Annotated in this window: 6 protein-coding genes; 5 read left to right on the plus strand and 1 reads right to left on the minus strand. The window is 52.2% G+C overall.

Annotation, left to right across the window (positions count from 1 at the left end; genetic code table 11):
- From ACMVP2_RS25985 to ACMVP2_RS26005, 5 genes are all read left to right on the plus strand, one after another.
- Complete coding sequence (locus ACMVP2_RS25985; RefSeq protein WP_416865754.1) at positions 1 to 1,524, plus strand: TolC family protein; 1,524 nt, start codon at positions 1 to 3, stop codon at positions 1,522 to 1,524.
- A gap of 23 nt (positions 1,525 to 1,547) precedes the next feature.
- A complete protein-coding gene (locus tag ACMVP2_RS25990) occupies positions 1,548 to 2,798 on the plus strand; it encodes an efflux RND transporter periplasmic adaptor subunit (protein WP_416865755.1) in 1,251 nt (416 codons plus the stop codon).
- Positions 2,799 to 3,214: 416 nt separating this feature from the next.
- A complete protein-coding gene (locus ACMVP2_RS25995; RefSeq protein ID WP_416865756.1) occupies positions 3,215 to 6,382 on the plus strand; it encodes an efflux RND transporter permease subunit in 3,168 nt (1,055 codons plus the stop codon).
- Complete coding sequence (locus tag ACMVP2_RS26000) at positions 6,375 to 11,108, plus strand: efflux RND transporter permease subunit (RefSeq protein WP_416865757.1); 4,734 nt, start codon at positions 6,375 to 6,377, stop codon at positions 11,106 to 11,108. The genes ACMVP2_RS25995 and ACMVP2_RS26000 overlap by 8 nt, the downstream gene beginning before the upstream one ends.
- The gene (locus tag ACMVP2_RS26005; RefSeq protein ID WP_416865758.1) at positions 11,080 to 11,781 is read left to right on the plus strand and encodes a hypothetical protein; all 702 of its coding nucleotides are present in this window, start codon (positions 11,080 to 11,082) and stop codon (positions 11,779 to 11,781) included. Before ACMVP2_RS26000 ends, ACMVP2_RS26005 begins: the two co-directional genes overlap by 29 nt.
- 393 nt (positions 11,782 to 12,174) lie before the next feature.
- On the opposite strand, the gene ACMVP2_RS26010 is transcribed toward ACMVP2_RS26005, so the two are convergent.
- Positions 12,175 to 12,984: a YARHG domain-containing protein gene (locus tag ACMVP2_RS26010; RefSeq protein WP_416865759.1), complete on the minus strand. Its 810-nt coding sequence runs from the start codon at positions 12,982 to 12,984 to the stop codon at positions 12,175 to 12,177.
- Positions 12,985 to 13,081 lie beyond the last annotated feature (97 nt).

The raw sequence follows: 13,081 nt of genomic DNA on the forward strand, positions 1-13,081 counted from the left end.
ATGAGCTTTAAAAGACAAACCAAAGCGAATGCTATGAAACCAAACGCCTTCCACCGGCCACTCCTCATACTTGGGGCGATAGTGGCAGCCATCGTGCTGAATCTGCTGATGGTATCGGGTGCTTTTGCCCAGCAAGTGCTCACGCTGGAAGAGGCCATTCAGATAGCGCAAACCAGCAGTCCGGATATCAAGAAATCCCGGCTCAACCTGTACAGCAACCGAAAAAGCCTCGATGCCCAGCGGCTGGCAATGAAGTCGAGGTTTGGGCTGGACGTGACGCCCTTCGATTATAACCGGACTAGGCTGTTCAACGACCTGGTTTCCCGGTGGAACACCAACGAGGATTATAACTCCTTTGCTAACTTTTCGGTTTCTCAGCCCATCTCTGCTACCGATGGCACTGTTTCCCTTATCAATAGGTTTGGTTACAGAGATAACTATTCTGAATTTCAAGATGTTAGAACAAAGACCTACAGTAATAATTTATACTTACAGGTAGACCAACCCATTTTCACTTACAACAGAAACAAGCTGCAGACACGGGAATTGGAGCTCAACCTGGAGAATGCACAAATCAGCAATGCCCTTCAGCTGCTCACGCTGGAGCGAAACGTCACCCAGACTTTCTATTCCTTCTACCAAAGTCAGAACAGCCTGGAGATTTCCAAAGCAGAACTGGAAAATCAGGAGATCAGCTACGAAATCACTAAAAACAAAGTAGACGCCGACCTGCTCGCCATGGAAGAGCTCTACCAGGCAGAACTCAACCTCGCCACCTCCCGCTCAACGCTGGAAAACAACCAGGTAACGCTTGACAATGCAGCCGACGACCTGAAGCTGCTGCTGGGCATTGGCCTCGATGAGGAGATCGCCGTACAGGTCGATATCAAGTTCGTGACCCGGGAGGTCGACCTCAACCAGGCCATTGAGATGGGCTTACGCAACCGGGTGGAGCTCAGGCAGCGCACCATCGACATTGAACGCTCACAGTTTGAACTCACCAGAACCAAATCACTGAACGAATTCAAGGGAGCCGTGGCCTTGTCGATGGGTATTTTCGGCGACAACATCAATGCCCCGCAGGTGTATGACTCCCCTACTGTCAACCCAAGAGTGGCGATCTCATTCTCCATCCCTATTTGGGACTGGGGCGAAAACAAGGCACGTATGGAAGCCAGCAATGCTAACCTCGAGATCACCAAAGTAGACCTGCAAAACCAGAAGAACGATATCATTATCAATATCAGAAAGACTTACCGGAGCCTGCAGAACCTGGAGAATCAGATAGAAATAGCTCAGCAAAACGTAAAGAATGCGCAGCTGACTTACGAGATCAACCTGGAGCGCTACCGCAATGGCGACCTGACAAGCATCGACCTCAACCGCTTTCAGAGTCAGCTGTCGGACAAGAAAAGTGCCTTGGCCAGCGCACTCATCAACTATAAAATTGAGTTGCTGAACATGAAGATTCTGTCACTCTACGATTTTGAGAATCAGCAACCTGTTATTCCTAACTCTAATTAAGAACCACTAGTATCATACTCAATATGAGACAGACGACATACACAGCGAAGAACACGAAAAAAGACCGTCATTCAGAGCCCATAGCGATGGGCAGCGGGCTGCAAGGGCGTAGGAATCTCCTGCCAGGGGATCCTCACGCCATTTCCCCCACCGCAGTTTCCAGTGCAGAAATGGCTCAGGATGATGGTGGACGGTCTTTTTTCTTGTTCTTCAAGAGCATCAACTTTTCCAGAGCATTCCTCCTGCTCATGATTATGACTGCAACAATGGCCTGCAACAACGAGGAATCCAATATCCAAACCGAGATCAAAATTCCTGTTTCGGTCACCATCATCAAACCACAGTCCATCTCCCGGTTTATCGAAACCACCGGCACGGTGTATTCCTCGAAAGAAGGCAGCATCAAATCGGAGCTGACTGGTTTGTACAGGCTTCAAACCAATCCCGCCACTGGCCGACCCTTTGCCCTTGGTGATGCTGTGCGGGCGGGACAGGTGATTATCCGGCTGGAGGACAGGGAGTTTGAAAACAACCTGCAGCTGGATGGAAAAAGGCTAAGCCTGGAGGTCTCAGAAAACAACCTCAACAAGCAAAAGTCGCTGTTCGAAAAAGGAGGTGTAACCCAAACAGAGCTCAACCAGGCGTCAATCGACTATGTGAATGCGAAATACAACTACGAAAATGCAGAGATTCAGAAAGCCAAAATGTTTGTCAAAGCGCCCTTTACTGGGGTGATTGTATCGATTCCCTACCATACCGATGGTGTGCGAATCGACCAGGGCCAGGAGCTTTTCAAAGTGATGGAGTACGAACACCTGCTTATGGATGTGAAGCTGCCTGAGAAGCACCTGCCGGAGGTCACGCTCAATCAGCTGGTGCAAATCACCAACTACAACATGGCCAAAGACACCATTGTGGGCAAGATCAGTCAAATCTCCCCGGTCATTGACACGGAGACCAGGACCTTTCAAAGCGTATTACAGATCAACAACGACAAGAAACTGCTCCGCCCCGGCATGTTCATCAAAGCAGCCATCCTTTCTGAGCAGCGTGACAGCACCATCGTCATCCCCAAGGAAACCATCATTTCCCGCCAGGATGGCAAAGTGGTATTCACGGTTGAAAATGGCATCGCCACGGAAACGAAAATCACCACAGGGCTGGAAAACCAGGACGTCATTGAAGTGCTCAGTGGCTTGAAGCTCAACGACCGGCTGGTGGTGACCGGCTTTGAAACGCTGAGGAATAAGAGCAAGGTAAGTGTGATTCAGTAGGAAGTGAGAAGACCGAAGTTGGAAGACGGAAGACCGAAGTCGGGATATCAGGCGTCGGTACGGTAGCGATGGGACGTGCGAAGGAAACCGTCAGCCGCCGGGTCAAATAGCAAAGGCCCGGGAAAGAAGGAAGTAACCAATAACTATTAACATTTAACGAATAACCCCAAAAGCGTGAAAAAAATAGTCTCCCTGGCCGAATTTCAACCCCCTACCCTAAAGGGCGTGTGGTGGACCATTTCGTTTCCTATAGTTCGTACCCTAAACAGCGGATTCGGTAGCCAACTGGAAGCGAATCGCTCAGGTGCGCCCTTTAGGGGTGCCCGGCTTAGGGCCGGGGTAAAATCACCGTCGAAGCACGTCAACTTCACTTCGAAGCCTCTTTTTTCACTTTACACAACAAACCCCCTCCTGCCTTGAAAAAAATAGTCTCCCTGGCCGTTTCCTATCCTATTACCATTCTGATGATGGTGATGGCGGTCATCCTTCTTGGATCCATTTCCTTCGACAAGCTGGGGATAGAGCTGTTCCCCAACCTGAAGAACCCCACCCTCTTTGTGGAGCTCAAAGCTGGCATACGCCCTCCATCGGAGATTGAAAAGCAGTTCATCGAGAACATTGAGTCCATTGCCATCCGTCAGAGTGGAGCCGTAGAGGTCAGCTCTATCAGCCAGACGGGCTATGGCAGGGTCACCGTCAACTACGACTGGGGCAAGGACATGGACGAGGCCTTTCTCGACTTGCAGAAGTCGCTGTCGAGCTTTTCGCTGAATGATGACATCGACGAGTTCGCCATTTCCCAGTTTGACCCCAATGCCACACCGGTCATGATCCTGGGGATCTACAACCCGGCCTCCAACGACTTCGACGCCCTGCGCAGGGTGGCCGAAACCAACTTCAGGAACGAGCTCATCCGCCTGCCTGGCATTGCCGAAGTGCGCCTGTCGGGAGAGCAGGAAAAAGAGATTGTGCTGGAGACCGACCCTCACCTGCTGGCCTCTTTTGGGCTCACAGTGAACGACCTGGTCGCCAAGATCCAAAGCTACAACCGCAACGTTTCCGGTGGGTTCATCGAAGAGCTGGGCAAGAAATACATCATCAAAGGCCTCGGCATCATTGAGCACCCTGAAGACCTCGAAAGTCTGGTGGTGGGCTACACTACTCGTCAGGCTGCTGCCAGTACTACACCCGTAACAACTACTTCAGCTGAAGCCACACAAACCACTAATAATCAGTCAGTAAACAGCAATGAATCGCCAGTGCTCCTTCGGGAAGTGGCAAAGCTCAAAATCATGGACAAAGAAGCCGGCAGCATTGTGCGGGTGAACCAGCGCCGAAGCCTGGGCATGTCCATTTACAAAGAAACCAGGTACAATACGGTGAACGCCGTGAACGAGCTGACCGAGGTACTCGAAGACCTGAAGACCTCCGTGCCCGGCTACGAGTTCGTGATCATCCAAAACCAGGGAAGGTTCATCCAGGGAGCTATCGACGAAGTGAAAGAGTCGGGCTTGTACGGTGCCCTGTTTGCCATGCTGGTGCTCTTTGTTTTCCTGCGCCGAATCGGGTCTACGCTGGTCATCAGCATCGCCATTCCTGTTTCCATTATCGCCACATTTAACCTGATGTACTTCAATGGCCTCACCCTGAATGTAATGACGCTGGGTGGTCTGGCTTTGGGCGCTGGCATGCTGGTCGACAATGCCATTGTGGTGGTGGAAGCCATTTTCCGGAAACGGGAAGAAGGCCTCAGCGTTGTGGATGCTGCCGTTGCTGGTACGGCTGAGGTGAGTGGAGCGATTACCGCCTCTACCCTTACCACCATCATTGTGTTCCTGCCCATTGTTTACCTGCAGGGGCCTTCCGGTGAATTGTTCCGTGACCAGGCCTGGACGGTGGCTTTCTCACTTGTATCGTCTCTGGCTGTGGCCATTCTGGTGATTCCTACCCTCTTTGCCAGGGTCTTCAAAAACGACAAGACAGTACTGGAAGTACAGCCGCTGAAATTCACCCGCTACCGAAGCTTCCTTGACAAGGTGCTCAAATACCGCATCGCCTTTATCATCGCTTCTCTGGTGCTTGTGGTGGGCTCGTTTCAGCTGGTGTCGGTAATAGGCAGCGAATACATGCCGCAGTCGGGCACACGGGCCATCTCGGTAGACATCAAGCTGGCCAATGGCACGGCACTCGCCCGCACTTCTTCCACGATAGGTCAGGTAGAAGCCCAGCTGTTTCAGCTTTTCGACGGGCAGCTCGACAAGGTGTATGCCCATATCGGGCCAGAGCAAAGCCAGTCCGGTATTGAAAACGAGAACGTTTATGAAGAGAACCAGGCCAACCTGAAGCTGATCTTCAACGAAAGCACTGAGCTGGCCATTGCAGCCATCACCGACAGGCTGTCTACCTATTTTGAAAGCATTCCGGGACTGGAAGCCACCTTTTCCAACGATGAAAGTGCCTTAAACGCCGTGCTGGGTGATGAGCAAATGCCTTTGGCAGTAGAAGTTAGCGGCACCGACTTCAAAACCCTGGGGCCGCTGGCCGATTCAGTAATAGCGATCATGACCCGCAACGCAGATATCTACGAGCCCGTGTCGAACCTGGAGCAGGGCGTGCCCCAGATCCAGGTGGATGTAGATAAATACAGAGCTGGCTTGTTCAAGCTGTCCATCGAAGACGTGGTTACCCAAATCAAAGACCAGCTGGAAGGCAAGCATGCCGGCACCATCGAACGGAGCGGCGAAATGCAGGACATTGAGATCAAAGTGCCCGAGGTATCGCTGGCCGACCTGGATAATATGCGCATCAAAAGCGGTGAGCAGGAAATCCCATTGGGCGAGATCTCCCGCATCACCACGGAGTATGCCACCAATTCCATTTACCGCAAGAACCAAAACCGGGTGGTGCTCATCAGTGCCCGGGTGAACCAGGAGAAGCCCTACGATCAGGTGGTGAAGTCCCTCGAAGACGAATTATCTTTCCTGACTGTGCCGCCTCAGTACAAGATCGCCGTGGCAGGCCAGGAGCTCAAGCGCCGGGAATCGATGCAGAACCTCACCTTCTCCCTCATCCTGTCCATTGTGCTGGTGTACATGGTGCTGGCGTCTCAGTTTGAGTCACTACTCCACCCCTTCACCATCCTGCTCACCATTCCGCTGGCGGGTGTGGGTGCCCTCCTCTCCTTCTTTATCCTGGGCATGCCCCTGAACATGATGGCTTTTATCGGCATCATCATGCTGGCGGGTATTGCCGTGAACGACGCCATTATTTTGGTCGACAGCATCAACAAGAACAAACGAGACGGCATGCCCATCCGGGACGCCATCCTCGATGCAGGCCAGCGACGGTTTCGGCCCATTATCATGACCAGTCTCACCACCATTTTAGCCCTGCTGCCTCTTACCTTCGGGTTTGGGGAAAGCGCCGCCCTCCGGGCGCCCATGGCCGTAGCGGTGATTGGCGGACTGATCACGTCCACCCTGCTCACGCTGATCGTGATTCCTTGTTTTTACGAAACCATTGAAAACATTGTCGAACGATTGGCCCATGTAAAACGCCGCCTCACCAAAGCCTCTCATGCCTAACAACGGACTTTTACATACCATCATCAAGCGAAAAGTGCTGGTATCGATGCTCTTCATCGGGTTTTCGGTGATGGGCTATATCTCGTACAACAAGCTGCCCGTAGAGCTCTTTCCCAATGTGGAGCTGCCCATCCTCATTGTGCAGGTGAATGCCGCCTCGGAGGTAGACCCTACCTACATGGAAAGCCAGGCCATCATTCCGCTGGAAGGCGTGATTGGCACCCTGGAAGGCATCGACGAGATCAGCGCCACGGCCGACAGCCGGCAAGGAATGATCTTTATCTCCTTTGTGCAGGGCACCAATACCAAATACGCCTACCTCAAGCTGGAGCAAAAGGTGGCGAGCATTAAAGCCGACCTCACGCCGGAGTTTGTTGTCAATATCATCAAAGTAGACACCGACCAGTTCTCCAATGCCTTCATGGATGTACAGGTGCTGGGCAGCGGCGGTGTGGACAGGGTACGGAATGTGACCGACCAGTACATCACCGATCGTCTCAACGAGATCGACGGTGTGGGTGGCGTGGAAGTGTTTGGGGGCAGGCAAAAGACTGTGGAGATCATCATGGACAACGCCGTGTGCGAAGCCCATGGCATCACGCCCAATACCATCAGCGGCGTGCTGTCGCAAAACTCCAACAAGAGCGCCTTTGTAGGCCAGGTGGAGCTCAATGGCCAGCAAGTGTTTGTGAACGTCACCGCCGAGCTCAAAGACATCAAGAACATCGAAAGCCTGGTAGTTTCCGAAAAAGGCCCTTTGCTCCTCAGCGACGTGGCCCAGGTCTTCTTTGGCGTGAAAGAACAAACCACGCTCAGCCGGGTCAATGGCAAGGACGCTGTGTCCATCAGGCTGTCCAAAGACCGGCAAGCCAACCTGATTGCCCTTTCTGACAAGACACTCGCCGCCATCGACGAGCTCAACGAAGAGTTGGAACCCATGGACGTGCAGATAGTGGTGCAGAACAACCAGGCCGAGGCGATGAGCAAAAACATCGACCAGATTCAGCAACTGGCCATTACGGGCGGACTGCTGGCCATCTTCGTGCTGTGGGTGTTCCTTCGCAGGCTCAAGTTCATCCTCAGCATAGCCCTGGCCATTCCCATTTCTGTGTACACGGCCTTCAACTTCTTCTACGCCTACGACATCTCCATCAACAGCCTCACGCTGATTGGCATGGCCCTGGCCATAGGCATGCTGCTCGACAACAGCGTGGTGGTGATCGAAAACATCTACCGCCATGTGGTGAACAAAAAGCCAGCCGAAGAAGCGGTGGTACAGGGAACGAAAGAAGTAATGCGCTCAGTCATCGCAGCGACTTTGACTACCGTCACGGTGTTCCTGCCCTTTATTTTTTCTACCAACTTCCTGGCGACCACTATTGGCACCCAAATCGGCGTTTCCATCATCTCCACCCTGCTGGTGTCGCTGGTAGTGGCCCTGGTGCTTATTCCCATGCTGGCCCATGCGGCCATCGACAAGACTGACGAGGCAAAAGCCCCGCTAATCAAAAACGCTTCTATCCGTCAGCGCACCATCCAGATGTACATGGTCATCCTGAAGTCGTGCTTCAGGAGGCCCGCCTTTACCATCATCGGCGGCATCGTGCTCTTCTTCATCACCATTGGCCTCAGCCTGCTGGTCAGTGTAGCCAGCCTCAACGAGGTGGAAACCGAGAACATGAACATGTTCGTAACCATGCCCCAGGGTGCTACACTGGCCTCTACTGATTTGCTCACGCAAAAGGTGGAAGAAAAGGTGATGGCCATTCCTGTTGTAGAGAAGCTCATCAGCCAGGTATCGGAAGGCAGCTCGGTGCTTACGGTGCAGGTGGTGGAAGGCTTCAACAAGCTCGACACCATTTCTGCCGCCGACCTGAGAACCCGACTCAATGCCATTGCCGACGACTTTGACAACCTCGACATCTCCCTCGACGAGCCACCTGCCACCTCAGGCCAGGATGGTGGCGGCTTCTCTCCTTCCGACGATTTCGAGCGCATGCTGGGCATTGGCACGGCCTCTGAGCAGGTCATCATCAAAGGCAACGACTTTGAAGCGATGCAATCCATCGCCAACGACATCAACACTTTCATTGCCAGCCTGCAGTCGGTGCAGCGCAGCACAGTGAATGTGAGTCCGGAGCGGCCGGAAGCCCATATTTTGTTCGACCAGCTGCGGATGAGCGAAAACGGCATCACCCAGCAGGACGTGTCCACCGGCCTCAACGACTTTCAGCCCTCCTTTGCCTCCGGCTCCAACTTTGTGAGCGGCGACGAAGAGTTTGAAATCACCATCCGCACGCAGGACCAGGTGGAAGTGGGTGCCAAAGACATGAAAGCCCTGCGGGAAATGCCTATTACCAATGCCGCAGGCGCTACCCACACACTTGCCGACGTGGGTTCGGTCATTTACTCCGCCGGGGAAAGCCGGATCAGGCGCCTCAACCAGGAAAAGCGCATTGAGATCACCTACAGCTTTATCGACGAAGTAGTGAACTCCGAGTCGCTGCTGGAAGCCTCCCGGCTGGAAATCGACCAGATAGTGGCGGGCATCAATATCCCCTCCGGCATAGTGGTGGACGTGGTGCACGACGAAGGGCTGTTCGACGAGTTTTACTTCCTCATTGCAGCTGCCATCGTCATCATCTTTATGATCCTGGCGGCTGTGTTCGAATCGCTTTACCTGCCCGTGGTGATCATGTTCTCCATTCCGCTGGCTGCCATTGGGGCCTTTATCGGGCTTACCTTAACAGGCAACTCCCTGCTCAACGCCAACACCCTCATCGGCTTCCTGATCCTGCTGGGCGTGGTGGTGAACAACGGCATCATCCTGATCGACTATTCTCACCTGCTGCGCCGCCAGGGCTACAACAAATACAGGGCCCTGATCATGAGCGGTATTTCCCGCATCAGGCCCATCCTCATCACGTCCATCACCACCATTGTGGCCATGCTGCCACTGGCCATGGGTGAAGCAGAATACGTGGTCAGCATTGGGCAGCCCTTTGCCATCACCGTGATGGGCGGACTGGCCTTTGCCACCATCCTCACGCTGATTTACATCCCCACCATGAGTGCGGGCTTCGAAAGTGTGCTCGACTGGTTCCGTGGATTAAAGCCTGTGACCAAGTTTGGGCAAATTGCCCTGATCGCTGCCCTGGCCATCCTCATCTTCACTCAGATAGAAGGATTTCTCTGGCAGTCCATCTGGTTCCTGTCGGCGCTGATCCTTGTGCCGGGTGGCACCCACTTCATCATGACCTCTTTGCGCCAGGCCAATGCCAAAATGGTGGGCAAAAACGAGAAAATGCATATTGAGGTGCAAAACCTCACCAAGGTGTATGGCAGGCCCGGCCGCTGGCTGAGGGAATGGAAAGGCAACAAGCACCTGTTCGACGAGCGGGGCGAAGAAATCATCACTGGCAAGAGCATACTCCAAAACCTCATCTGGCAGGTGGCCCTCATGGGTTTCCTCGTCTATTTTATCTACTTCTTCCTCGACAAAGCCTTCTGGCAGCTGGTGTTCATGATCGGCCTGCATGCGCTATTGCTTTCCATCTTCCACGATGTGGAGCAGTGGGCGGGTGACAAACGGCCACGGTTGTTCAGCTTCCTGAGCGGACTCCTCTACTGGGTCTTCCCTATTGTCAGCGCCGTTTACCTCTATGCCGACATCCAGGTGAAAGGCTTAGGCATTGTGCTGATCGTCCTTTGGTTCATTGGCTTGTTCCTGGTGCGCATGGCCAATAAGCTGAAAAAGAAAGCGGTCGACCCGCAGCAGATTACCGGTCGCTTCAAGAGCCTCCGGCGCCTGTACTGGCAGCTGGTACTGGCCATTCCCTTTGTGAAACCCAAAAAGTCGCAGTTCAAAGCGCTGAAGGGCGTGAGCCTCACCATTGAACAGGGCATGTTTGGCTTGCTGGGCCCTAACGGCGCTGGTAAAACCACCCTGATGCGGATTTTGTGCGGCATCATGGACCAAAGCTATGGCAAAATCTGGATCAACGGCCACGACACCACCCTGAAGCGGGAAGAGCTCCAGGGCCTTATCGGCTACCTGCCCCAGGCCTTTGGCACCTACGAAAACATGACGCCCTACCAGTTCCTCGACTACCAGGCCATCCTGCGGAAAATCAGCAACAAGAAAGAACGGGAAGACAGGGTACAGTACGTGCTTAAAGCCGTGCACATGGACGAGCACCAGCACAAGAAGATCGGCTCCTTCTCTGGTGGTATGAAGCAGCGCATAGGCATAGCCCAGATTTTGCTTCACCTACCCAAAATACTGGTGGTGGATGAGCCCACGGCTGGTTTGGATCCTCTGGAGCGCATCCGCTTCCGTAACCTGCTGGTGGAGCTGAGCCGGGAGCGCATTGTGGTGTTTTCCACCCACATCATCGAAGACATTGCCAGCAGCTGCAACAACCTGGCCGTGCTCATCTCCGGCAATATTGAGTACATGGGCAGCCCCACCAGCATGGCCGAGCTGGCCAAAGGCAAGGTGTGGGAGTTTCACCTCTCGCCGGAGCAGTTTGAAGAAGAAAAAGACCAATATGTGATTGTGCACCACATGCGGGAGGGCGACAAGATCCGGGTGAAATGCCTGGCTGGGGAGCAGCCCCGGGCCGACGCCACGCCGGTGCGGGCCAACCTCGAAGATGCCTACCTGTGGTTAATGAAAAGTAAAAACAACAAAGCCAATGAAGAGCTACCTGTTCCTGCTGTATAGACTGATCACCTACAATATCAAGGTGATCTTCGCCAACAAGTTTGTGTACTTTGTGGTGGCGGCCTTCCTGTTCTTTGGGCTGATCATCACCATTGCCATCTTCGACGACCCCAACTTCAATGAGGCCGTCATTTACGGGTTCCTGGTGTTCCCTGGCCTGCTGCTCATCTTCTACCCCATGGCCTACGGCATTCAAAACGACGACGACTCCAAAATGCTGGAAACCATCTTTGGCATCCCCAACTACCGCTACAAGGTGTGGCTGGTGCGCTTTGCCATCACCGCCGGGGTGGCGGCGTTTATCCTCGTCTTCCTGGCCATGATCGCCAACTTCACCCTGCTCCGCTTCGACCTCCTGCCTATGCTGGGCCAGGTCATGTTTCCCATCGTGTTCCTTTCGTCGGTGGCCTTTGTGGTGTCTACCCTTATCCGCAATGGCAACGGCACCGCCATCGTGATTGTAATCATTGCCTTTATCTTCTTTATCTTCTCCGAGCCCCTGCGCTACAGCGCCTACAACGTGTTCCTCAACCCCTTCAGCGAACCCCGTGACATGAGCGAGTTCATCTGGCTCACCATCATCTTCCGCAACCGCCTCTACCTGCTGGTAGCCACGAGCCTATGCCTGCTGTATGGGATGTATAATTTGCAGTTTAGGGAGAGGTTTATTTGAGGGATCTAGTCGGTTGGTATACAACAATAGTACTTTCGAAGTACCAAACACCACCTGACCGTCATTGAGGGAGTAGACCAAAAGGCTATCTATGTTTACGATCACCCTACGACTGAATTTCCCCCTCACGGGCAATCCTCGTCATCAGAACCCTCGCTCCGAAATAGGCAAGATTGCTTCGTCACTTTATGAGTGGTACACACAATGAAAACCACCACTAGTTCCTCGCAATGACGGTCAAATTTTGGAATCCCGATTGTTAAAAACGAAGCACCAAACACCACCTGGCCGTCATTGCGAGGGAGTAGAATAAATGGCCATCTATGTTACCAGTCATCAAACGACCGAAGCAATCTGTTAGTTAGAACTTAGAACCATACAGAATACTGAAAGCTATTTTTCAGCCTCAAGCCGAAGGATGAAATTCACAACCATTTTTTCATTGCTGGTCAGTCGATCTGATACATTTTTGTAGGTTGGCTTATAATACATGAGATGGTTCAGATAGTAATTTTCTAATTCCTTGTCGGAGAACTCAAAGTCATATTTGGCGAAAAAGTAGTTTCTCACCAGCCTCAATTCATTTTTATCTAAGCGACTTAGCGGTGCCAGGCTTTCGAACGTATACATATAACCTGTCTCCTGATACTGCTGCTTATCAGTGTTCGCAATGAATTTTGGCCCAATAGTATAAAAGCTTATGGACTGCGTAATATTCTCACTTCTCGGCACATTCACAATCGGCACTACCAAATGATTTCTTCTTGTTCGTGATACTACCAGTGTATTATTAGTTACCACGTAGCTTTCGTAGAAATAATAAGTGGCATCTTCGGCCCAGTCTTCATAAAATGGCTTTATGGTCAACACATCCTCAAAACGGCCGTTCAGTGAATACAATAGTATTTGCCTGGTAATTCTTCCAAGCGGATCGTTTTGTTGCAGATCGTAAGCAAGTAATACGTGATTATCTAAAACAATGGCTGTGTCTGGAATTAACGTATAATCATTTTCCAAGTCAGATGAACTGAAATTCTTCATATAAATCCTGCTGTAAAACCTTTTGCCATCACTGTTTTTCATATTTAAAAAATCAATGAACTCAGAAAACTGCTCTTCCGATTCAAAAGAAACATTTTGCGACTGGGCTAAAGAAGCACTAAAGAGGAATCCAAGGAAAACTATGGCAGAAAGTAACCGCATATGAGCTCTGGCATTTGACACGGTTGAAAATAAACAATTACATGAAATTGACCACCGTCACCTTCCGCAACTGCCTCTACCTGCTGGTAGCCACATG

It is taken from the genome of Imperialibacter sp. (assembly GCF_048007035.1).
GTDB lineage: Bacteria > Bacteroidota > Bacteroidia > Cytophagales > Cyclobacteriaceae > Imperialibacter.